Source organism: Pseudomonas sp. zfem002 (assembly GCF_032621685.1).
Taxonomy (GTDB): Bacteria; Pseudomonadota; Gammaproteobacteria; order Pseudomonadales; family Pseudomonadaceae; genus Aquipseudomonas; species Aquipseudomonas japonica.
The window spans coordinates 24204-46220 of sequence record NZ_JAVYJH010000011.1 but is presented as its reverse complement, the minus strand read 5'-3'; the positions used below and the strand labels follow the sequence as shown (position 1 = coordinate 46220).

The following is a 22017-nucleotide window of genomic DNA, read 5'->3' as shown; positions in this document are numbered from 1 at the left end:
CGGCGTTCAGCTCCGTTCCAGTGGCGAGAAGAACAGCCGTCCCAGGCCACGCCAGGTCTTGCGGGTAAAGGCCCGCAGCGGAATCTGCGCCAGCAGTTCGCGGGCCAGCTTGCGGTCGCGATTGGCCACTTTGAGGAACATGGAGTTCAGCGCCTTGAACTTCACTTCCTCATACGCCGGATGGTCACTGAACTTGGCGTAGATGCGCAGGATGCTCTCGATCATGAAGCGGTGGTTCTTGTACGAGTTGGTCGCGTGCTTGCGATAGCGCGCCATCACCACCGGCAGGCCGTCGATGACATAGCCGGCATGGGTGATCTTCAGCTCGATGTACAGGTCTTCAAGGCGGATTTCCGGGTCGAACCCCCCGACCTTCTCCAGCGCCTCGCGACGGAACAGCAAGGTCGGCGCAGGCGGATAGGGCTTGCGCTCAAGAAACATGTCTTCGAAATCCGAGCGGCGGAAGGGAATATCGCGCCGCTGGCGCTTTTCCGGGAACAGCTCGCCATTGGAGTCGATCAGCTCGATGTTGCCGGCGCAGATGCCGACCTCGGGCTTGTCGGCCATGTGCGCGACCTGGATGGCGATGCGCTCGGGCATCATGATGTCGTCCGAGCCAAACGTCGCTATCAGTTCGCCATGGGAGCGGGCAATGCCGTCGTTCAGCGTGCGGGTCAGCCCCTGGTTCTGCTGCACCTTGAAATCGAAGCCGTGGATGGCCTGCAGGCGCTGGATGCGCTCGACGCTGTCGTCCGTGGAGCCATCGTCGATCACCAGCAGCTCGATATGCGGGTAGGTCTGCTCGAGCACGCTCTGGATGCTCTGCTCGATATAGGGTCCATGGTTGTACGAAGCGATGATGACGCTTACCAGGGGTTGCTTGTCGGTCATGCCGGTTCCTTGTTGGCGTTGGCCAGGCCGGACTCGATCAGGTCCAGGTACTGCTGGCGGAATACGTCGATATCGTGGTGGGTACGGAGATAGGTCCAGGTTTCCTCGCCCTTGGCCCGCAGGGCCTGCTCGTCGAGCGCGAGGTAGCTGTCCAGCGCCCGGGTCAGCTGCGCCACGTTGGCTGGCTCCACCGCCAGCCCACCGGCGCCTTCGATCAGCGGCAGCATCGCCGGCACGCTGGAGGCGATCACCGGCAGGCGCCCGCTCATGCCTTCGAGCAGGGCAAGGCCAAGGCCCTCGGCCAGCGACGGCATGGTCCAGATGTCGAACGCGCGCACGTATTGCAGGGCGTTTTCCTTGAAGCCCAGCAGATGCGCCCCCCCGCCCAGACCGGCGGCGTCGATCTGCTCTTGCAGCTTCTGCTGCTCGCGGCCGGCGCCGATGATCGCCAGGTGCGCCTGTGGATACTTGTCCTTGAGCGCGGCGAACGCCTGGATCAGGTGGGTGTGTCCCTTGACCGGCACCAGGCGGCCCAGGGCCCCGACCAGCCGCACATCCTGGGGCAGGCCGAGCAGCTCGCGGGCATGCTCGCGGGAATGCTGCAGGGATTCGGCCTGGGGAATATCGATGGCGTTGGTGATGGCGTGGGTGTTCTGCTCGGTGAACCCGCACTTGCAGTCGATCAGGTACTGCTTCACCGCCGGCGACACCCCGACGAACTGCCAGTGCCCATCGATCAGGCGCTGGGTCTGGCGCCGGCGATAGAACCGGTCGTATTCGCCGAAGCCGTGGGAAATGCCGATGCACAGGGGAATCTTCAGCCAGCGGTTGAGCTGCAGCAGCATGTTGACCGGTTTGAAGCGGTTGCAGATCACCACATCGAAGCCTTCCTTGCGGCAGAAGCGATAGAGCTTCCACAGCGCCAGCAGGCGCATGCCCTTGAGGGCCTTGTCGCTGAACTCGAAGTACACCGAATGATCGGAACGGCTCACCGGCTCGCCGGGACCCGGCCTGCCCTTGAGGAAGGCCATGGTGGTTTCGAAACGTTCGGTCGGCAGGGCCTTGACGATCTGCTCGGCGAGATCGGCGAAGTCATGCCGCTTGATGTTGTAGTCCGGCTGCAGTTGCAGAACCTTGAAACGTCGCTTCATAGGGCTCCCTGGTGAAAACCGTGCTGGTCGAGCATCCAGCTCGACGAAGCGGCCAGACGCTGGACCTCGGCCGGGTCGGGCGTGGGCAGCTTCGACCACTCGTTGCGCTTCCAGCAGACGAAGTGGAAATACGGGAACGCGCGATCGCCATCCCGGTCGTTGGTCAGGCGCCCGTCGCGCCAGAACCAGTGGCGCGGGAAATCACAGCTGCCGTCGTGCCACTTGATCACACCGCCCGGGGTACTGAAGGCCTCGGTGAATTCGCTGCGGCGACGCAACGGGTTGAACTTGCCTACCAGCTCGAACAGCGGCCTGGGGAAGTTCTTGCGCCAGAGGAACAGGCGGCTGAACGCGCCTTCGTCGATGGCGTGGTGCTGATGATCGGTAAAACGCTCGCGCCAGTTGCGGATCTGCTTGAACAGGCCGCGCTGATCGGCGGTGTTGCGCATCAGGCACAGGTGCCCGGCGACACGCCGCTCATGGGTGGAGAACAGGTCGTTGCGGGCCAGGCGCTCGCAGGTGAAATAGGCGCGCAGGTCGCCGTAGATCAGGTCGATATCGCCGAACGCCCAGAAATCGTAACCGTGCAGGCGATCCTCATGGATGTAGCCCAGCGCCGGCTTGATGTCGCACAGCTTGTAGGCCTGCGCCGGGGAAAAATCGATGCCCAGGCGCGCCGACACCAGCCGGCAGTAGTCCTGGTAACCGATCGGCTCGACCCTGACGTTGGGTGGCAGGTTGTCCGGGACGCCACAGTCGCTGAACAGCAACCAGTCGATATCCGGATTGCGTCGGCAACTTTCGAGATAGAACGGCATCCAGAACGGCCATTGCCCGAAATACGGGATGACGAAAAGAATCCGCGGCTTGGATTTGATCACTTGAAGCTCACTGTCTGGTTGATTCAGGGTACTCAGCGCATAGCACGAAAAGTGCCCTGCGCATCGCTCGGCATCATTTCGTACAACGATAAGTCCCTGTTTCTTTATTTTTGTTTCACGACCCAAAGAAGTTCGTGACGGCGTACTGCTTTGCGGAAGAACTCGTTTTCACCGAACGTCGAGCCCCGCCGCCCCGCCAGCAGGCGTTGCAGCACCCTGCGCAGGCGGCGCTTGAACGGCGGCCGCGGCTGCAGGTCATGCATCATACCCAGCGCCATGGCTTTGTCGCACTGGCGCTGGGGATCCAGCGACAGGCTGCACGGCAGCCACAGGTCGTCGCCTTCTGTAACCGGCGGTAGCGCTACCCCGGTACCGGTATCACCCATGGGCCAACGGTCGTTGTCATGCAGGTGATTGGCATAGCCGAGCAGGGTATCCGGCTGCCAGTCGAGGCCCTGCAGCGCTTCGACCACCGCCTGCTGGGCACAGAGATGATCCGGGTGCGGATCGAGCCGCGGATGCGGCAGCACGATGACCTGCGGCCTGGCGGTCGCGATCAGCGTGCGCAGGTCGGCCAGCAGGTTGTTCCAGCTCGGTACGCCATCGTCGCCGGGCAAGGCCAGGCGGTTGAACTGGCGAAACGGCCGGGTATCGCCGGTATCGGCTTCGCAGGAGCCGACAGGCTGCTCGGGAGCGGCCTGCATCGCCGGCAGTTGCAGGCAGAAATAGCCCAACTGCACGCAGCGCGCCTCGGCCACTCCGGCCCAGCGCGGTACAGCGATGCTGTCCCAGGCGCGCAGGCGCCCCTTGAGCCGGGCCGCGGCAGCGGGCGCCAGGCCCATCTGCTGGTAGTGCTCGGCTTCGATCTCGCCTGCGGTCAGGGTGACGATCCAGGTTTCCTCGGCCTGGCTGTACAGGCCATAGGCCGCCAGTTCCGCATCGTCGGCGTGAGGGGCGATGACCATCACCCGCTGACGACGATAGTCGGGGTGCCGGATGATCCACAGCTTCGGCTCGCCGAGCAAGCGGCAGCGATGTCCGCGCAGCGCCAGTCCACCCTCGCCGAGCGCGGCCTCCATGCCGCCGAGGTTGAGATAGCGCAGCCCGTTCACGCCGCGCTCGAAGGTCTGCAGGTCGCGGGCTTCACCGCTGCCGAGGAACACCCCGGGATCGAGGAAGCGGCCCAGCCAGCCACTCTTGAGGCGAACCTGGAGGATCAGGGTTTCACTGCCGTCCAGGTGCAGCGGCTGTTCGCTGTGCAGGCGCCCCGCGCTCAGGCGCACCGGCTGCTCGGCGTCATCCGGGAAGCGATAGCGATAATCCTGCGCCGGCGAGTAGAACAGGTGATCGGCGAACCAGGCTTCGTGGGCGACCCACGCCACCAGCGCGAGCAGCAAGGGTGCCCACCAGGCCACCAGCACGCCGACGGCGACCAGCAGCACCAGGCCGACCAGCAGCGCCACGCGCTTGTTGCGCCGGTGGCGCCGGAGCAACTGCTGCTTGCGATTCACAGCTGGAACACCGGCACGGGGTTGCACCAGCGGTCCTTGTACTCGCGATCCGCGCGGCCAAAGGAGAAGCGCAGCGGTTTGTTGCGCGCCCGCGCGTCTTCCCAGGCGCTCTGGGTGTTAAGGAAGCTGAGCACGCTGCCGGGGCTGAACTCGCGGGTCTCGGGGTCGACGCCGCCATTGATGTACTCGACGCTGATCCACTGCGGGGCTTCGACCCGGTACACCAGCTGGATGGCGATCGGCGCGTCATTGAGAAACACCACCGAGCCGATCAGCAGGGAGCACAGGCGCTCGATCGCCTCGGCCATGCGCTCGGCACCGGTGGCGGGGAAATTCCAGCGGCGCTGGAACAGATCGCAGTACATCGCGGCGATTTCCGCGCTGTCGAAGTCCTGGATCGGCTTCACCACACCACCCGCCTCTTCCAGCAGGCGCAGTTCGCGCCGCTGGTTGTAGCGGAATTTCTTCGACAGCTCTTCCGGCTGGCGGGCCATGGCCAGCGCTTCGGTCTGCGGCTTGAGCCCGACGAAACGGCCCTGGTTGACCTCGGAGAGGTAGCGCGCGGCATGGCGCAGCGGCGCCTGGGCCGTGTCGGCGGCCGGCAGGATGATTTCGGCGTTGCCGAGGTCGAACAGGCCTTTCTTGCCCTTGCGCTTGAGCACGTCCTTGGACAGGGCGAGGAAACGCCCCCAGGTCGGGATCGCCGCCTGGATCTCGCCGGCGTGTTCCCAGGCCAGGTAGCGCACCGGGATATCGGCCATCTGCGCCAGTTGCGCGACCACCAGCGGGTGAGTGGCGACGCTGCCGCCGAAGCGCGACCAGGTCTGTTCGTAGGTGCGTGCGTCGATGACGCTCCAGCCACGCTCGCGCCAGCCTTGAATAGAGTTGAGCATCAGGCCTCCGCGGTCAGTGCGACGACAGCGGGCAAGCGCCAGAAGACCTCGCGTACCGCCTCGTCGGAAAAGCGCTGGCGCAGACGTTCCAGCATGCGGGCGCGACATTCCTGGCGTTGCGCGTCGTCCATCCCGGCGAGCACCTGCAGCGCTTGCGCCAGCCCGGCGGGATCGGCCAGGGGAAACAGCACGCCGACACCCTCGACCACTTCCGGCGCGCCGCCACAGGCGGTCGCCGTTACCGGCACCCCGGCAACCATGGCTTCCAGCAGGACCATGCCGAACGGCTCGTGGTCCGAACTCAGGGCGAAGGCGTCGAACGCCGCGAAATAACGCCGGGCATCGGCCACCTGACCAAGGAAGTCGACCTGCCCGGCGATGCCCAGCTCGGCGGCCAGGGCCTCCAGCTTGGCGGCGAGGCGCCCCTTGCCGAGGATCGTCAGGCGGGCACCCGCCGGCAGCTTCGGCAGGGCCTGGGCGAAGCCGCGCAGCAGGGTCGTCTGGTCCTTGTCCGGGTGCAGGCGGCCGACGTTACCGACGATCCACGCCTGCGGGTCCAGCTTCAGCGCCACGCGCGCCTCGGCGGCGGGCACCAGTTGGCCCTGCAGCGCGTCGATGTCGATGCGGTTGTACAGGGTCTGGATGCGTTCGGCCGGCCACTTTTTCAGCGAGCGGCGCATGTCGTCACGCACCGCGTCGGACACCCCGAGCAGGCTCAGGCGTTTGCTGAACAGGTTGGCCAGCAGTTGGCGGCTGCCGCGCTGGTAGTCACCGAAGGCGTGGTGCACGCCAATGACCGCCAGGCGCGTGGCCAGCAGCGCGATATAGACCGGCTTGAAACGATGGGCGATGCAGAAACTGAAGTCGCGCGCCGCCACGATCTTGCGCAGCGCGGCGATCGCACCCAGCTTCAGGCCACGGATGGCGCTGGAGCTGAATTCGAGAAACAGCACTTCGTCACTGGCACAGCCCTCGGCGACCCGGGGATCGGCCTTGCCGGTGAGAAATACCGTGGTGACCTTGTAGCCGCTGCCGGCGAACAGGCTGGCGTACTGACGGGCACAATCGAGAAAGGGCCCGTCATAACCGTGGCAGAACTGCAGGACGCGCTTGTCAGTCGAGCGTGTCATAGGCTTTCGCGCCGTCCTTCACCACCAGGATGTCTTCCATGATCAGGTACTGAAGGTCGGAACCGAAGAACATGTTCAGGGCGTCGGTCGGCGAGCAGATCATCGGCTCGCCACGGCGGTTCAGCGAGGTGTTCAACGACACACCGTTGCCGGTCAGGACTTCCAGCGCCTTCATCATGTCGTAGTAGCGCGGGTTGTACTCGCGCTTGAGCACCTGGGCACGGGAGGTACCGTCTTCGTGGACCACTTCCGGCACACGGGTCTTCCACTCTTCCGCCACTTCGAAGGTGAAGGTCATGAACGGCGCCGGGTGATCGACCTTGATCATCTGCGGGCCAACGGTGTCCAGCATGGACGGGCAGAATGGCCTCCAGCGCTCGCGGAACTTGATCTGCTCGTTGATCCGGTTGGCCACGCCCGGCACGCTCGGGCAGCCGATGATGGAACGCCCGCCGAGGGCGCGCGGACCGAACTCCATGCGGCCCTGGAACCAGGCCACCGGGTTGCCGTCGACCATGATCCTGGCGATGCGCTCCGGCATGTCGTCGATCTTGCGCCACTTCGGCGCGCTCGGATGACGGGCGCAGGCGGCGATCACGTCTTCGTTGGAGTAGGACGGGCCGAGGTAGACGTGCTCCATCTTCTCCACCGGCACGCCACGGGCGTGGGAGACGTAGGCCGCGGCACCGACCGCGGTCCCGGCGTCGCCGGAAGCCGGCTGGACGAACAGTTCCTTGAGGTCCGGACGGGCGATGATCTTCTGGTTCAGCTTGACGTTCAGCGCACAGCCTCCGGCGAAGGCCAGCTTGCCGGTTTCCTTGAGGATGTCGCCCAGGTAGTGGTCGATCATCTGCAGCGCCAGCTTCTCGAACAGCGCCTGCATGCTCGCGGCGTAGTGGATGTACGGCTCGTCGGCGATGTCGCCTTCGCGCTTCGGCCCCAGCCACTCGATCAGCTTCGGCGAGAAGTAGAAGCCCTTGCCCTTCTCTTTGTAGCGGCGCAGGCCGATGACGTTGGCGTACTCGGTGTTGATCACCAGTTCGCCATTTTCGAAGCTGGCCAGGCGCGAGAAGTCATATTTGCTGGCGTCGCCATACGGCGCCATGCCCATGACCTTGAACTCGCCGTCGAGCATCTCGAAGCCGAGGAACTCGGTGATCGCGCCATACAGGCCGCCCAGCGAGTCCGGATCGTAGAACTCCTTGAGCTTGTGGATCTTGCCGTTTTCGCCGTAGCCGAAGAAGGTGGTGGCGTATTCGCCCTTGCCGTCGATCCCGAGGATCGCGGTCTTCTCCTTGAAGCCCGAGCAGTGATAGGCGCTGGAGGCGTGGGCCAGGTGGTGCTCGACCGGCTCGATCTTGATCTTCTTCGGATCGAAGCCCAGTTGCTCCAGGCACCAGACGATCTTCTTGCGGTAGCGCTTGTAGCGGCGGTTGCCCATCAGGATCGCGTCGAGGGCGCGGTCAGGGGCGTACCAGTAGCGCTTGGCGTAGTGCCAGCGAGCCTTGCCGAACAGGCTGATGGGGGCGAACGGGATCGCGACTACATCGACGTCGGACGGCTTGATGCCGGCCTGTTCGAGGCAGAACTTCGCCGATTCGTAGGGCATGCGGTTCTTTGCATGTTTATCGCGCACGAAGCGCTCTTCTTCAGCGGCGGCGATCAGCTTGCCGTCGATGTACAGGGCCGCGGAAGGATCATGGCTAAGGGCGCCGGACAGGCCAAGAATCGTCAATGCCAAGGGTCTAGCCTCTTCATTCGGTAAAAATGCGCCCCGGCCTCATGGGCGGGCGGCGGCGAAAGGGCGGGATTATAGCGCAAAGCGGGTGGGCAATTGGAGGGGCGGTGGAGGCCCGGAATTGCGAGGGAATGATCAAATTTTGTTGATCTTGAAGGCCTCATCGCTGGCAAACCAGCGATGAGGCCCGCGAGCCCGCTACATCACTCGGCGATCAGCCAATCCATCCGCCAGCTACCCCCGGTCTGCCCCAGGCACTCGGCCAGCCACGGCAGGAACGCGCGCAGCTCCTCCTCCAGCCCCCACGGCGGGTTGGCGATGGCCAGGCCGGAGCCATTCAGGCAATCCGGGGTGTCCTGCGGATGCACATACAGCTCGACCCGCAGCAGCTTCGGCGCGCCGGTGCTGGTCAGGTCCTGGTAGAAGCGCACCAGCTGGCGCTGGTCCTTGATCGGGTACCAGATCGCCGCGACGGTCTGGCGCATGCGCCCGATCGCCTCTTTCATCGCGGTGGTGCAGCGTTTCAGTTCGTCGGGCTTTTCGAACGGCGGGTCGATCAGCATCACCGCGCGCTTCTCCTGCACTGGCAGCAGCGCCCGCGGCACGTGCCAGCCCTCACCCAGGTGCACGGCGACCCGCGGGTCCTTCTTCATGTTGTCCTTGAGCAGGCGCCCGTCTTCCGGGTGCTTCTCGTTGAGCAGCACGCGGTCCTGCTGGCGCGCCATGCGCCGCGCCAGCTCCGGCGAGCCCGGGTAGTAGCGCAGCTCGCCATCGGCATTCAGGCGCCGCACGATGCGCAGGTAGTCCGCGGTGATCTCCGGCAGGTCGTCGCGCCCCCAGAGCCGGCCAATGCCCTCGATCCACTCGCCGGTGCGGGTCGCCTGGTCACCCTGCAGGTCGTACAGGCCAAGGCCGGCATGGGTGTCGATATAGGCGAACGGCTGTTCCTTGCGCGACATCAGCGCAATGAGGCGGGTCAGCACGATGTGCTTGAAGACGTCGGCGTGGTTGCCGGCGTGGAAGGCGTGACGATAGTTCATGGCAACTCCTGAGGGGCCGGGAAGTTTACCCGTTCAGGCGCGCGCCGTCAGGTTGCGCCCGCCGAAACGACAACGGCCCGCTTCTTGGAAAGAAGCGGGCCGTTTCAGACGACACTGACGCCGGTTACTTGTTGGCGTGGTAGTCCGCGTCGGCTTTCTCGAAGCGCGCGACCATGCTGGACGACGCACGACCGGCCTTGCTCACCAGCACGATGGCGATGGTGGCGAAGATGAAGCCCGGGATGATCTCGTACAGGCTGGTGCCCGAGTAGTTCTTCCACAGGATCACGGTCAGGGCACCAACCACGATGCCGGCCAGCGCGCCGTTGCGGGTCATACCTTTCCACAGCACGGACAGCAGCACCACCGGACCGAAGGCGGCACCGAAGCCGGCCCAGGCATAGGCCACCAGGCCCAGTACGCGGTTTTCCGGGTTGGCGGCCAGGGCGATGGCGATCAGGGCGACGGCCAGGACCATCAGGCGGCCGACCCAGACCAGCTCACCCTGCGAAGCGTTCTTGCGCAGGAAGGTCTTGTAGAAGTCTTCGGTCAGGGCACTGGAGCAAACCAGCAGCTGGCAGCTCAGGGTACTCATCACCGCCGCTAGGATGGCCGACAGCAGGACACCGGCGATCCATGGGTTGAACAGGATCTTGGCCAGCTCGATGAACACGCGCTCGTGGTTCTCGGTGACCGGACCTGCCACTTCAGGATGCGCCGAGAAGTAGGCGATGCCGAAGAAGCCCACGGCACAGGTACCGGCCAGGCACAGGATCATCCAGGTCATGGAGATGCGGCGGGCGTTGGCGATCGACTTCACCGAGTCGGCGGCCATGAAACGCGCCAGGATGTGCGGCTGGCCGAAGTAGCCCAGGCCCCAGCCCATCAGCGAAATGATGCCGATGAAGGAGGCGTTGCGGAACATGTCGAAGTTGGCCGGGTTCTGCGCCTCGATGGCGAGGAAGGTGGTATCCACGCCGCCGGTGGCCAGCAGGACGAAGATCGGCGTCAGCAGCAGGGCGAAGATCATCAGGCCGGCCTGCACGGTATCGGTCCAGCTCACCGCCAGGAAACCGCCGACGAAGGTGTAGGCAATGGTCGCGGCAGCACCGGCCCACAGCGCGGTTTCGTACGGCATGCCGAAGGTGCTTTCGAACAGACGGGCGCCGGCGACGATGCCGGAAGCGCAATAGATGGTGAAGAACACCAGGATCACTACCGCGGAGATGATCCGCAGCAGACCGCTATGGTCTTCGAAACGGCTGGCGAAGTAGTCCGGCAGGGTCAGCGCATCGCCGTTGTGCTCGGTCTGTACCCGCAGGCGACCGGCGACGAACAGCCAGTTCAGGTAGGCACCGACGGTCAGGCCGATGGCAATCCAGGCCTCCGACAGACCCGACATGTAGATGGCGCCCGGCAGGCCCATCAACAGCCAGCCGCTCATGTCCGAAGCACCGGCGGACAACGCCGTTACCACGCTGCCGAGACTGCGGCCGCCGAGAATGTAGTCGGAAAGGTTCTTGGTGGAGCGATAGGCCATGAAGCCGATCAGCACCATTGCCGCGATGTAGATCACGAAGGTGATCGTGATGGGGTTACTAGCAGTCATGTATTGCGCCCTGGCGTTTGTTTTTATGTAGCGACAGCCTCAGTCGAGGTTGCACCCAGGCCGCGAATCCTATTCAACAACTCAAATGAGGTGCAACCATTTTTACAAAGGCAGTTGCACCTTGAATGAAATTTCTCACAACAACGGCTTTTTGCTCCCTTTCGGCGCAAAAAAGTCGGTTTTCATAAGCAAATGCACCATAAAAAGCCGTTTCCGTCGTAGGGTTTTAGAATGGCTGACGAGTTGCACCTCCGCTCGGAAAATTTTGGGTTGCACTAGGTTGCACCCGGAAACGCGCACAGCTAATCTTGGCGCCAGCTTAGCCACGGCCCAGTGGCAATAAAGAGGATAAGAAATGGCGACGACCACCCTTGGGGTCAAACTCGACGACCCGACCCGTGAGCGACTCAAAGCAGCTGCGCAGTCCATCGACCGCACGCCGCACTGGTTGATCAAACAGGCGATCTTCAATTACCTGGAGAAGCTGGAGGGTGGCGCTACCCTGACCGAACTCAACGGTCAGCCCGGCAACCTGGCCGATGACGCGGGCGACGTGCAGCCCGACCACAGCCATCAGTGCTTCCTCGAATTCGCCGAAAGCATCCTCCCGCAATCGGTCCTGCGTTCCGCCATCACCGCCGCCTACCGCCGTCCCGAGCAGGAAGTGGTGCCGATGTTGCTGGAACAGGCCCGCCTGCCCGCCGCCCAGGCCGAAGCCACCAACAAGCTGGCCGCCGGCATCGCGGAAAAACTGCGCAACCAGAAGAGCGCCAGCGGTCGCGCCGGCATCGTCCAGGGCCTGCTGCAGGAGTTCTCCCTGTCGTCCCAGGAAGGCGTGGCCCTGATGTGCCTGGCCGAAGCCCTGCTGCGCATCCCCGACAAGGGCACCCGCGACGCCCTGATCCGCGACAAGATCAGCACCGGCAACTGGCAGCCGCACCTGGGCAACAGCCCGTCGCTGTTCGTCAACGCCGCCACCTGGGGCCTGCTGCTGACCGGCAAGCTGGTCTCCACGCACAACGAATCCGGCCTTACCTCGTCCCTCAGCCGCATCATCGGCAAGAGCGGCGAGCCGATGATCCGCAAGGGCGTCGACATGGCCATGCGCCTGATGGGCGAGCAGTTCGTCACCGGCGAGACCATCGCCGAAGCCCTGGCCAATGCGAGCAAGTTCGAAGCCAAGGGCTTCCGCTATTCCTACGACATGCTCGGCGAAGCCGCACTGACCGAGCACGACGCACAGAAGTACCTGGCGTCCTACGAGCAGGCCATCCACTCCATCGGCAAAGCCTCCCATGGCCGCGGCATCTATGAAGGCCCGGGCATCTCGATCAAGCTCTCCGCCCTGCACCCGCGCTACAGCCGCGCCCAGTACGAGCGCGTGATGGACGAGCTGTACCCGCGCCTGCTGTCGCTGACCCTGCTGGCCAAGCAGTACGACATCGGTCTGAACATCGACGCCGAGGAAGCCGACCGCCTGGAGCTGTCCCTCGACCTGCTCGAGCGCCTGTGCTTCGAACCGCAACTGAGCGGCTGGAACGGTATCGGCTTCGTCATCCAGGCCTACCAGAAACGCTGCCCGTATGTGATCGACTACGTCATCGACCTGGCCCGTCGCAGCCGTCACCGCCTGATGATCCGCCTGGTGAAGGGCGCCTACTGGGACAGCGAGATCAAGCGCGCGCAGATCGAAGGCCTGGAAGGCTATCCGGTCTACACCCGCAAGGTGTACACCGACGTTTCCTACATCGCCTGTGCACGCAAGCTGCTGTCGGTGCCGGAAGTCATCTACCCGCAGTTCGCCACCCACAACGCCCACACCCTGTCGGCCATCTATCAGATCGCCGGCCAGAACTATTACCCGGGCCAGTACGAATTCCAGTGCCTGCACGGCATGGGCGAGCCGCTGTACGAGCAGGTCGTGGGCAAGGTCGCCGATGGCAAGCTGAACCGTCCGTGCCGCGTGTACGCGCCGGTCGGTACCCATGAAACCCTGCTGGCCTACCTGGTCCGTCGTCTCCTGGAGAACGGCGCCAACACCTCGTTCGTCAACCGTATTGCCGACCACTCGATCTCGATCCAGGAACTGGTCGCCGACCCGGTCGCCACCATCGAGCGCATGGCCACCCAGGAAGGCAGCGTCGGCCTGCCGCATCCGCGCATCCCGATGCCGCGCGACCTGTATGGCAGCGAGCGGGCCAACTCGGCCGGTATCGACATGGCCAACGAGCATCGCCTGGCCTCGCTGTCCTGCGCCCTACTGGCCACCGCGCACACTGACTGGAAGGCCGCGCCGCTGCTCGGTTGCGCCGCCAGCCAGGAAGCTGCCACGCCTGTACTGAACCCGGCGGATCACCGCGATGTGGTCGGTCATGTCCAGGAAGCCACCGTCGGCGACGTCGACAACGCCATCCAGTGCGCGCTGAACGCCGCACCGATCTGGCAGGCCACGCCGCCGGCCGAGCGCGCCGCGATCCTCGAACGCGCCGCCGACCTGATGGAAGCCGAGATCCAGCCGCTGATGGGCCTGCTGGTCCGCGAAGCGGGCAAGACCTACGCCAACGCCATCGCCGAAGTCCGCGAAGCCGTCGATTTCCTGCGCTACTACGCGGTGCAGGCCCGCAACGATTTCAGCAACAACGCACACCGTCCGCTCGGCCCGGTGGTCTGCATCAGCCCGTGGAACTTCCCGCTGGCGATCTTCAGCGGCCAGGTTGCCGCGGCCCTCGCCGCCGGCAACCCGGTCCTGGCCAAGCCGGCCGAACAGACCCCGCTGATCGCCGCCCAGGCCGTGCGCCTGATGCTCGAAGCCGGCATTCCGGAGGGTGTGGTGCAACTGCTGCCGGGCCGCGGTGAAACCGTCGGTGCCCGCCTGGTCGGTGACGAGCGCGTCAAGGGCGTGATGTTCACCGGATCCACCGAAGTCGCCCGCCTGCTGCAACGCAATATCGCCGGACGCCTGGATGCCCAGGGTCGCCCGATCCCGCTGATCGCCGAAACCGGCGGACAGAACGCCATGATCGTCGACTCCTCGGCACTGACCGAGCAGGTGGTGATCGACGTGGTCTCGTCCGCCTTCGACAGCGCCGGCCAGCGTTGCTCGGCCCTGCGCGTGCTGTGCCTGCAGGAAGATTCCGCCGACCGCGTCATCGAAATGCTCAAGGGCGCCATGGCCGAAAGCCGCCTGGGCAACCCGGAGCGTCTGTCCGTGGACATCGGCCCGGTGATCGACGCCGAAGCCAAGGCCGGCATCGAGAAGCACATCCAGGGCATGCGCGAGAAAGGTCGCTCGGTCTACCAGGTTGCCCTGGCCAACAGCGACGAATGCAAGCGCGGCACCTTCGTCATGCCGACCCTGATCGAGCTGGAGAGCTTCGACGAGCTCAAGCGCGAGATCTTCGGTCCGGTGCTGCACGTGCTGCGCTACAACCGCAAGGACATGGACCAGCTGATCGAGCAGATCAATGCCTCCGGCTATGGCCTGACCCTCGGCGTGCATACCCGCATCGACGAGACCATCGCCAAGGTCATCGACAACGTCCATGCCGGTAACGTCTACGTCAACCGCAACATCGTCGGCGCCGTGGTCGGGGTGCAGCCATTCGGTGGCGAAGGCCTGTCCGGCACCGGTCCGAAAGCCGGTGGCCCGCTGTACCTGTACCGCCTGCTGTCGACCCGTCCGGCCGATGCCATCGAGCAATCGTTCCAGCGCAGCGACGCCGGCAACGCGCCGGACAGCCGCCTGCGTGAAGCCCTGCTCAAGCCGCTGGAGGCGTTCAAGGCCTGGGCTGCGAAGAACCAGCAGAACGAACTGCAGCAGACCTGCGAACAGTTCGCCCGCCAATCGCAGAGCGGCATCACCCGTCTGCTGGCCGGCCCGACCGGCGAGCGCAACAGCTACACCATCCTGCCGCGCGAGCACGTGCTGTGCCTCGCCGACAGCGAAGCCGACCTGCTGACTCAACTGGCCGCGGTGCTGGCGGTGGGCAGTTCGGCGGTGATCCTCGACGGCGAGCCAGGCAAGACCCTGCGCGCGCGCCTGCCGAAGGAAGTCCAGGCGCGGATCAAGCTGGTGGCCGACTGGAACAAGGACGACGTACTGTTCGACGCCGTCCTGCACCACGGCGACTCCGACCAGCTGCGCGGCGTGTGCGAGCAGATCGCCAAGCGTCCGGGCGCCATCGTCGGCGTGCATGGCCTGTCCTCGGGTGAAACCGCGGTGGCCCTGGAACGTCTGGTGATCGAGCGGGCACTGAGCGTGAACACCGCTGCGGCGGGGGGGAACGCGAGCCTGATGACGATCGGCTGATAGTCGCCGGGAAATGAAACGGGGCGGGTTTTGCGGATTCCTTTGGGAATGTCGCGAAACCCGCCCCGTTTCAGTTCTGCCCGAACCCGCGTAGGAGCGTGGCTTGCCCGCGAAGGAGTGCAAAACGGCCGCCAACCGCAACCTGTAACGGGAACCGCGCCGGTTTCAGCGGCCGTTCGCGGGCACGCTGCGTCCTACGAGGCTGCCACCCACCCCAGCGTAACTATCGAAATCCATAACCAGTTCACCACCGTGAACTGCGCATTCCCGCCACCTTGTGGATCACCCTCGCAAAAATTGATCGCCCGCTGAACCTCGCCCAGCGCCAGAAGGAACAGGGCGATCATCATCAGCAAAGCGTCAATCCACTCCGGAATGGGCAACGACACCATCCACAGGTGGGCACCAAGCCCCCACGTCAGCAATATCCCGCACGCCAGCCACCAGGGCGACCACTCGTAGTTTCGCCCCGAAGCACGAATGCGCCGATCCACCCTGTTCAACAGCGAGTACACAAAGAACTCGGGCCACAGAATGCGCGGCAGCAGCATGATCTCGCCAGTGGCCTTGCGGTAGAGCTCCCAGTTGCGCAGATACCAGAACAGGCAATACAGGCCGCAGGTGAACAGCGTCATGATGATCAGCTTGGGCACGGCAACGACGAAGAAAGCGGGCGTCGTTTCTGCCCTTGCAGGGGAAAAGGTGCTTGTGGACATGTTGGGTGACCGTCTGTTTGGGACAGCCATGAAACCGTTCTGGGCGGGCTCAGCGCTGTCGGCCCGCTCCCGAGAAAGGGCGCGAGTATTCCGACATGGCAGACATGATGGGACTACAAAGCTGAACGCGGTGTTTTCAACATTCGCCAAAGGCTTCGGGTTTTCGCGATTTCCGAAGACAAAAGAAGCGCACCCATCAACCAGGAGCTGTAACCAGGCGAAAACCTGGCCCACACCAACAACAGGGAAAACGATGGAAGAACGAAAACCAGGCGGAACGGAATTTGCGCAAGACTCAAGTAGATTCCGGCGCGCCGCTCTTTCAACAAGAGAACGGCGCTGAAAATTACCGATACATGCACAACAACAGCCAAAACGGCAAGGGCGTAATGCCCCCAGCCAAAGTCATCTACGAGCGTCAAGGCACCCAACACATCGGAAACATAGGGTATTCGACCGCGGCCAAGGCTCCGGCTTATAAAATCAACAACAAGAAAAGCATCCAGAGCTCCCCAAAACAGCCAAGGCGATTTGAATACAGGCCAATCCAGAATTTTCAATCTCTACTCTCACGATCGACAGGGTTTATTGTCAATCAACGTCGTGCTCATGGCGCCCAACGACACCAGCAAACCCGAAACACTCGGTAAAGGCAGCTTTAAATTATCCTGAAGGCGTAAAAAAGAAAGATCAGAAAAACTATTGCACCCAGCAAAACCAGAATACCCGGCAACATCCAAAACCAGTCGACACCTGTCAGGCGGTTATTACCCGTGGCATGGGGATCAGACTCGTGAAGATTGATGACCCTCTGGATTCTAGCCATCAGCCAGAGCTGGGCGAAATACAGAAAAACTGCAAGTAACTGGAAAGCATTAAGAAGATATACTGCATATAATCCAAAAGTACTCATCACCCAATCCAGCGCACTTTCCAAAGGCAATAAATTACAATAAAAAATGGAGTACACAACGGAGGTTATTACACCAACAACCAACAGTCTCGGGGACCATTCAACGCTCGCAGATTGCGAGCGAAGCCCTCTATCAACCCGTTCAAGAAGCGCATGCAGAAAAAATAGATAAAAAATGGCTCGCAGCAAAGGAATTACCGGTTCCCCAGTAACCCTTCGATAATTTTTCCAGTTCCGATAATTCCAATACCAGAAATACAGACCCATGCTGAAGATCAGCATGACAATCATCTTTTTGACCGAAACCACATAAAATTTTGGCTCAGGTGCTTTCTCCGCCAGTGAGGCCACTGGGGAAGTACTTCGAGTAGACATGGGAAGGGCCTTATGTAATGGACCGACCATGAAATACCCATGGAATTTAAAAATATGTAGTCTAATTCCGACTGTTAGCACGGACATTTCAGATAACTCAGCCATCTCGCCCCTGAAGCGCTGTAGTCCTTCCCTTCTGCCGCACCATCACTAAAACCTATTTCCCTGTGCGGCCCTTCCCCCACTTGCCTAGACTCGCCCCATCCCGAATCAAAGGACCGCCGCCATGACCGAGACCCTGCTCAGCGCCCGCAACCTGGTGTTCGAACTCTACGAAGTGCTGGACGCCGAAGCCCTGACCCGCCGCGAGCGTTTCGCCGAGCACAGCCGCGAAACCTTCGACGCGGCGCTGTCCACCGCGCGCAGCATCGCCGAGAAGTATTTCGCCCCGCACAACCGCAAGGGCGACGAGAACGAGCCGCGCTACGAGAACGGCGAAGCGGTGTTGATTCCGGAAGTGAAGCCCGCCGTGGACGCCTTCCTCGAAGCCGGATTCCTCAACGCCAACCGCGACTTCGACGTGGGCGGCATGCAGCTGCCGACCCTGCTGTCCCAGGCCTGCTTCGCCCACTTCCAGGCGGCCAACGCCGGGACCACGGCCTATCCGTTCCTGACCATGGGCGCGGCCAATCTGATCGAGAGTTTCGGCAGCGAGGAACAGCAGCGCCTGTTCCTGCAGCCGATGATCGACGGACGCTTCTTCGGCACCATGGCCCTGACCGAGCCCCACGCCGGCTCGTCCCTGGCCGATATCCGCACCCGCGCCGAACCCGCCGCCGATGGCAGCTACCGCCTGCGCGGCAACAAGATCTTCATTTCCGGCGGCGACCATCCGCTGTCGGAAAACATCGTGCACATGGTCCTGGCCAAACTGCCGGACGCGCCGCCCGGGGTGAAGGGCATTTCCCTGTTCATCGTGCCCAAGTTCCTGGTCAATGCGGATGGCAGCCTCGGTGCGCGCAACGATGTGACCCTGGCCGGGCTGTTCCACAAGATGGGCTGGCGCGGCACCACCTCGACCGCGCTGAACTTCGGCGATAACGGCGAGTGCATCGGCTATCTGGTAGGCAAGCCGCACCAGGGCCTGGCCTGCATGTTCCAGATGATGAACGAGGCGCGCATCGGCGTCGGCATGGGCGCGGTGATGCTCGGCTACGCCGGTTACCTGTACTCGCTCGACTACGCGCGCCAGCGTCCGCAAGGTCGCCTGCCGGACAACAAGGACCCGTCCACCGCCGCCGTGCCGATCATTGCCCACAGCGATGTCAAGCGCATGCTCCTGACGCAGAAAGCCTATGTCGAGGGCGCCTTCGACCTCGGCCTGTACGCCGCGCGGCTGTTCGACGACACCCAGACCGCCGAGACGCCGCAGGCGCGCCAGCAGGCCCACGAACTGCTCGACCTGCTCACGCCGATCGTCAAGTCCTGGCCCTCGGAGTTCTGCCTCAAGGCCAACGAACTGGCGATCCAGATCCTCGGCGGCCATGGCTACACCCGTGAATACCCGGTGGAGCAGTACTACCGCGACAACCGCCTGAACCCGATCCACGAAGGCACCCACGGCATCCAGTCCCTCGACCTGCTCGGGCGCAAGCTGGCGCAGAACGGCGGTGCCGGGCTCAAGCAACTGGTGCGGCTGATCGCCGGGACCTGCGAGCGCGCCCATCGTTTCCCCGGCCTGGACGCCCTGCGCCAGCCGCTGGAGCAGTTGCTAACCCGCCTGCAAGCGGTGACCCTCGGCCTGCTCGGCGACATGGCCAGCGGCAAGGTCAACGCAGCCCTGGCCAACTCGGCGCTGTACATGAAGGCCTTCGGTCACTGCGTGATCGGCTGGCGCTGGCTGGAGCAGGCGATCCGCGCCGAGGAAGGGCTGGCCGGGGCCAGCGAAGCGGATCGCGATTTCTACCGCGGCAAGCTGCAGGCGGCGCGATTCTTCCTCACCTGGGAAGTACCACCCTGCCATAATGACATCACGCTGCTCGAAGCACGGGACGACACCTGCCCGGGCATGCATGAGGAGTGGTTCTGAATCAGGGCCACCGTCATCCGGAGGCCCGTTCATGTTCGATTCCACCGCGTCGCTGCGCCAGCGCTTTTCCAGCCTGCGCAGCGGCGGCGAGTTTTTCTCCCTGCGCCATGTGCGCCAGTCCCATCAGCACCTGTCGGTGCGCAAGAACGTCGCCGAGCCGCCGAGCCTCGGTCGCGACGAAGGCGCCATGCTCACCGTGCGGGTCAGCGGCGTCGAGGCCTACGCGGCCACCGCCGATCTGTCCCAGGCCGGTCTGCAGCAGGCCCTGGACCGCGCCGAGGCGCTGGCCCGGCAGATCGCCGGGTATTCCCTGCTGGACCTGCGCGACCAGCCCGTCGCCACGGCCCGCGCCGACTACTGTTCGCCCGATCTGGAGCAGGCCTTCCCGTCCCTCGCCGAGTGCTACGAACTGCTCGAGCGGGAGTCGAACTCGGTGCCGCAGGATCCGCGCCTGGTCAACTGGCAGGCGAGCCTCGGCCTGAGCAACGTCGAGCAGATCTACTTCAACAGCGCCGGTGCGCAATTGCGCCAGGCCCAGCGTTTCGTCTACCCGGGCCTGGCCGTGACCGCCTTCGCCGACGGCGACAGCCAGACCCGCACCCTCGGCCGCGACAATTTCGGCCAGCAGGGCAGTCTCGGCGTGCTCCAGCGCTGCGGCCTGATCGGCGCCGGGGTGCGTATCGCCGACGAGGCCCTGCAACTGCTGCTGGCGCCCAACACGCCGAGCGGAACCCGCGACCTGCTGCTGATGCCGGACCAGATGATGCTGCAGATCCACGAATCCATCGGCCACCCGCTGGAGATGGACCGCATCCTCGGCGACGAGCGCAATTTCGCCGGCACCAGCTTCGTCAAGGCCGAGGACTTCGGCCATCTGCAATACGGTTCGACGCTGCTCAACGTGACCTTCGACCCGACCCTGCGCGAAGAACTGGCCAGCTACGGCCATGACGACGACGGCACGCCGGCGACCAAGCAGTTCCTGATCCGCGACGGCCTGCTGGTGCGTCCGCTGGGCGGTGCGCTGTCGCAGTTCCGCTCGGGGCTGGACGGGGTCGCCAACAGCCGCGCCTGCAACTGGAACCGCGCGCCCATCGACCGCATGGCCAACCTCAACGTCGAGCCGGGGGACCAGTCCCTGGATCAACTGATCGGCGGCATCGAGCACGGCATCCTGATGCGCACCAACCGTTCCTGGTCCATCGACGACGCGCGCAACAAGTTCCAGTTCGGCTGCGAGTGGGGCCAGTTGATCGAGAACGGCGAGCTCAAGGGCGTGGTGAAGAATCCCAATTACCGCGGCATCTCCGCCAACTTCTGGCGCAACCTCAGCGCGGTCGGCGATGCCGGCACCTTCCAGGTCCTCGGCACGCCGAACTGCGGCAAGGGCGAGCCGAACCAGGTGGTGCGGGTCGGGCATGCGGCGCCGGCCTGTGTGTTCAGCCAGATCGACGTATTCGGAGGGGATGCCTGATGGCCGACCAATTCCTGCCCGCTTTCCAGACCCTGGTTGCCTGGCTGCGCGGCAATGTCCGGGCACCCGAGCACTTCACCCTGAGCTTCGCCGGGGAGCATTCGCAGTTCGTGCGTTTCAACCATGCCAAGGTGCGCCAGGCGGGCGAGGTACGGCAGTCGAGAGTGACCCTGCGGCTGATCGCCGACGGGTGCCAGGCCGACCTGGACCTGACCCTGAGCGGCGATGCCGAAACCGACCTGCCGCGCCTGGGCGAAGCGCTGGAACAATTGCGCCAGACCTTGCCGTTGATTCCCGCCGATCCCTATCTGCTGCTCAATGACAGTGTCTGGACGAGCGAGCATCGCCAGGACCAGCCGTTGCCCGACTTTTCCCGGGTGCTGGAACAGATCGAGGCCGGTGCCGGCGACCTGGACCTGGTCGGTTTCTATGTCGCCGGGCCGGTGTGCCGCGGCTTCGCCAGCTCGTTCGGGGCCTTCGGCTGGCACCAGGCGAACAGCTTCAGCTTCGACTGGAGCCTGTTCCACGCCAACGGCCAGGCGGTGAAGACCGGCTATGGCGGGCAGGTGTGGGACGAACAGCAGTTCGCCGCGCGCCTGGCCCGGGCTCGCGAGCAGCTCGACTACCTTGGCCGGCCGCTCAAGGTCCTGCCGCCCGGCCAGTACCGCGCCTACATCGCCCCCGGTGCCATGGACGAAATCGTCGACCTGCTCGGCTGGGGCGGCTTCTCGACCCAGGCCATCGCCAACAAGCACAGCCCGCTGCAGCGTCTGCATGCCGGCGAAGCCGCGTTGAGTCCGCTGGTGAGTTTCAGCGAACAGGTCAGCGGCTCGATCTGCCCGGCGTTTTCCAGCGAGGGCTACCCGCGTGACGATGTCGCCCTGGTCGAGGCCGGCGCGGCACGGGACAGCTTGACCAGCGCGCGCAGCGCCGCGGAGTTCCAGCGCCGGGCCAACGGCGCCGAGCCCTGGGAGGCGCCCACCGCACTGAGCATGGGTGGCGGCGAGCTGGCGCTGGACCAGGTGCTGGAACGGCTGGGTACCGGGCTGTACATCAGCAACCTGTGGTACCTGAACTACTCGGACCAGTCAGCCGCGCGGATGACCGGGCTGACCCGCTTCGCCACCTTCTGGGTGGAGGACGGCCAGATCCAGGCACCGGTGAGCACCATGCGCTTCGACGACAGCCTCTACAGCCTGCTGGGCTCGCAACTGGAGGCGCTGACCCGCGAGCGCGAGCTGGTGCTGTCGACGCGCACCTACGGGCAGCGCCAGACCGGGTCGAATCATTTGCCGGGGGCGCTGGTCAAACGCCTCACCCTCACATTGTGAACAAGGGGCCGCGTTGCGGCCCTTCG

At 64.1% G+C, this 22017-nt stretch carries 16 protein-coding genes; 4 read left to right on the top strand and 12 right to left on the bottom strand.

Features of this window, described 5'->3' with window-relative positions; genetic code table 11:
• Positions 1-6: 6 nt before the first annotated feature.
• The 9 genes from RTI28_RS14325 to putP all read right to left on the bottom strand — a co-directional run bounded on the left by RTI28_RS14325 (position 7) and on the right by putP (position 10844).
• The gene (locus RTI28_RS14325) at positions 7-891 is read right to left on the bottom strand and encodes a glycosyltransferase (protein ID WP_316921034.1); all 885 of its coding nucleotides are present in this window, start codon (positions 889-891) and stop codon (positions 7-9) included.
• Positions 888-2042 carry a glycosyltransferase family 4 protein gene (locus tag RTI28_RS14320; protein WP_316921033.1) on the bottom strand — a complete coding sequence of 385 codons (1155 nt, stop codon included), beginning with the start codon at positions 2040-2042 and terminating at the stop codon, positions 888-890. Before RTI28_RS14320 ends, RTI28_RS14325 begins: the two co-directional genes overlap by 4 nt.
• Complete coding sequence (locus tag RTI28_RS14315) at positions 2039-2923, bottom strand: DUF6625 family protein (RefSeq protein ID WP_316921032.1); 885 nt, start codon at positions 2921-2923, stop codon at positions 2039-2041. The genes RTI28_RS14320 and RTI28_RS14315 overlap by 4 nt, the downstream gene beginning before the upstream one ends.
• Positions 2924-3027: 104 nt before the next feature.
• Positions 3028-4434, bottom strand: coding sequence for a PIG-L family deacetylase (locus tag RTI28_RS14310; protein ID WP_316921031.1), 1407 nt, complete (start codon positions 4432-4434; stop codon positions 3028-3030).
• Positions 4431-5327, bottom strand: a complete 897-nt coding sequence (locus tag RTI28_RS14305) for an antimicrobial resistance protein Mig-14 (protein ID WP_316921030.1) — start codon at positions 5325-5327, stop codon at positions 4431-4433. The genes RTI28_RS14310 and RTI28_RS14305 overlap by 4 nt, the downstream gene beginning before the upstream one ends.
• The gene (locus RTI28_RS14300) at positions 5327-6457 is read right to left on the bottom strand and encodes a glycosyltransferase (protein ID WP_316921029.1); all 1131 of its coding nucleotides are present in this window, start codon (positions 6455-6457) and stop codon (positions 5327-5329) included. The genes RTI28_RS14305 and RTI28_RS14300 overlap by 1 nt, the downstream gene beginning before the upstream one ends.
• Positions 6441-8198: a carbamoyltransferase gene (locus tag RTI28_RS14295; protein ID WP_316921028.1), complete on the bottom strand. Its 1758-nt coding sequence runs from the start codon at positions 8196-8198 to the stop codon at positions 6441-6443. The genes RTI28_RS14300 and RTI28_RS14295 overlap by 17 nt, the downstream gene beginning before the upstream one ends.
• A 200-nt stretch (positions 8199-8398) precedes the next feature.
• Entirely contained in the window at positions 8399-9235 is an 837-nt protein-coding gene (locus RTI28_RS14290) for a 23S rRNA (adenine(2030)-N(6))-methyltransferase RlmJ (protein WP_316921027.1), read from the bottom strand.
• A 124-nt stretch (positions 9236-9359) separates the two neighbouring features.
• Positions 9360-10844, bottom strand: coding sequence for a sodium/proline symporter PutP (gene putP / locus RTI28_RS14285; RefSeq protein ID WP_316921026.1), 1485 nt, complete (start codon positions 10842-10844; stop codon positions 9360-9362).
• A 355-nt stretch (positions 10845-11199) separates the two neighbouring features.
• Here putP and putA point away from each other — a divergent pair, with 355 nt between their 5' ends.
• Positions 11200-15153: a trifunctional transcriptional regulator/proline dehydrogenase/L-glutamate gamma-semialdehyde dehydrogenase gene (gene putA / locus RTI28_RS14280; protein WP_316921025.1), complete on the top strand. Its 3954-nt coding sequence runs from the start codon at positions 11200-11202 to the stop codon at positions 15151-15153.
• Between the two features lie 194 nt (positions 15154-15347).
• Here the strand turns inward: putA and RTI28_RS14275 are convergent, their stop codons facing one another.
• The 3 genes from RTI28_RS14275 to RTI28_RS14265 form a co-directional block, all read right to left on the bottom strand.
• On the bottom strand, positions 15348-15869 hold the full coding sequence (locus RTI28_RS14275) for a hypothetical protein (RefSeq protein WP_316921024.1): 522 nt from the start codon (positions 15867-15869) through the stop codon (positions 15348-15350).
• Positions 15870-15982: 113 nt separating this feature from the next.
• Positions 15983-16429, bottom strand: coding sequence for a hypothetical protein (locus RTI28_RS14270; RefSeq protein ID WP_316921023.1), 447 nt, complete (start codon positions 16427-16429; stop codon positions 15983-15985).
• Between the two features lie 98 nt (positions 16430-16527).
• Positions 16528-17157 carry a hypothetical protein gene (locus RTI28_RS14265; protein ID WP_316921022.1) on the bottom strand — a complete coding sequence of 210 codons (630 nt, stop codon included), beginning with the start codon at positions 17155-17157 and terminating at the stop codon, positions 16528-16530.
• Between the two features lie 226 nt (positions 17158-17383).
• On the opposite strand from RTI28_RS14265, the gene RTI28_RS14260 reads away from it, so the two are divergent.
• From RTI28_RS14260 to RTI28_RS14250, 3 genes are read left to right on the top strand one after another with little or no spacing between them, the layout of a single operon-like run.
• Positions 17384-19186: an acyl-CoA dehydrogenase gene (locus RTI28_RS14260; RefSeq protein ID WP_316921021.1), complete on the top strand. Its 1803-nt coding sequence runs from the start codon at positions 17384-17386 to the stop codon at positions 19184-19186.
• Between the two features lie 31 nt (positions 19187-19217).
• Positions 19218-20660, top strand: coding sequence for a TldD/PmbA family protein (locus RTI28_RS14255; protein ID WP_316921020.1), 1443 nt, complete (start codon positions 19218-19220; stop codon positions 20658-20660).
• A complete protein-coding gene (locus RTI28_RS14250) occupies positions 20660-21991 on the top strand; it encodes a TldD/PmbA family protein (RefSeq protein ID WP_316921019.1) in 1332 nt (443 codons plus the stop codon). Before RTI28_RS14255 ends, RTI28_RS14250 begins: the two co-directional genes overlap by 1 nt.
• The last annotated feature ends 26 nt before the right edge of the window (positions 21992-22017 follow it).

Excerpts from the sequence above, each read along its gene's own strand:
- RTI28_RS14300 (WP_316921029.1), bottom strand. The coding sequence starts at position 6,457 with ATGACACGCTCGACTGACAAGCGCGTCCTGCAGTTCTGCCACGGTTAT.
- RTI28_RS14325 (WP_316921034.1), bottom strand. The coding sequence starts at position 891 with ATGACCGACAAGCAACCCCTGGTAAGCGTCATCATCGCTTCGTACAAC.
- RTI28_RS14275 (WP_316921024.1), bottom strand. The coding sequence starts at position 15,869 with ATGTCCACAAGCACCTTTTCCCCTGCAAGGGCAGAAACGACGCCCGCT.
- putP (WP_316921026.1), bottom strand. The coding sequence starts at position 10,844 with ATGACTGCTAGTAACCCCATCACGATCACCTTCGTGATCTACATCGCG.
- RTI28_RS14265 (WP_316921022.1), bottom strand. The coding sequence starts at position 17,157 with ATGTCTACTCGAAGTACTTCCCCAGTGGCCTCACTGGCGGAGAAAGCA.
- RTI28_RS14255 (WP_316921020.1), top strand. The coding sequence starts at position 19,218 with ATGTTCGATTCCACCGCGTCGCTGCGCCAGCGCTTTTCCAGCCTGCGC.
- RTI28_RS14320 (WP_316921033.1), bottom strand. The coding sequence starts at position 2,042 with ATGAAGCGACGTTTCAAGGTTCTGCAACTGCAGCCGGACTACAACATC.
- RTI28_RS14250 (WP_316921019.1), top strand. The coding sequence starts at position 20,660 with ATGGCCGACCAATTCCTGCCCGCTTTCCAGACCCTGGTTGCCTGGCTG.
- RTI28_RS14290 (WP_316921027.1), bottom strand. The coding sequence starts at position 9,235 with ATGAACTATCGTCACGCCTTCCACGCCGGCAACCACGCCGACGTCTTC.
- RTI28_RS14305 (WP_316921030.1), bottom strand. The coding sequence starts at position 5,327 with ATGCTCAACTCTATTCAAGGCTGGCGCGAGCGTGGCTGGAGCGTCATC.
- putA (WP_316921025.1), top strand. The coding sequence starts at position 11,200 with ATGGCGACGACCACCCTTGGGGTCAAACTCGACGACCCGACCCGTGAG.
- RTI28_RS14260 (WP_316921021.1), top strand. The coding sequence starts at position 17,384 with ATGACCGAGACCCTGCTCAGCGCCCGCAACCTGGTGTTCGAACTCTAC.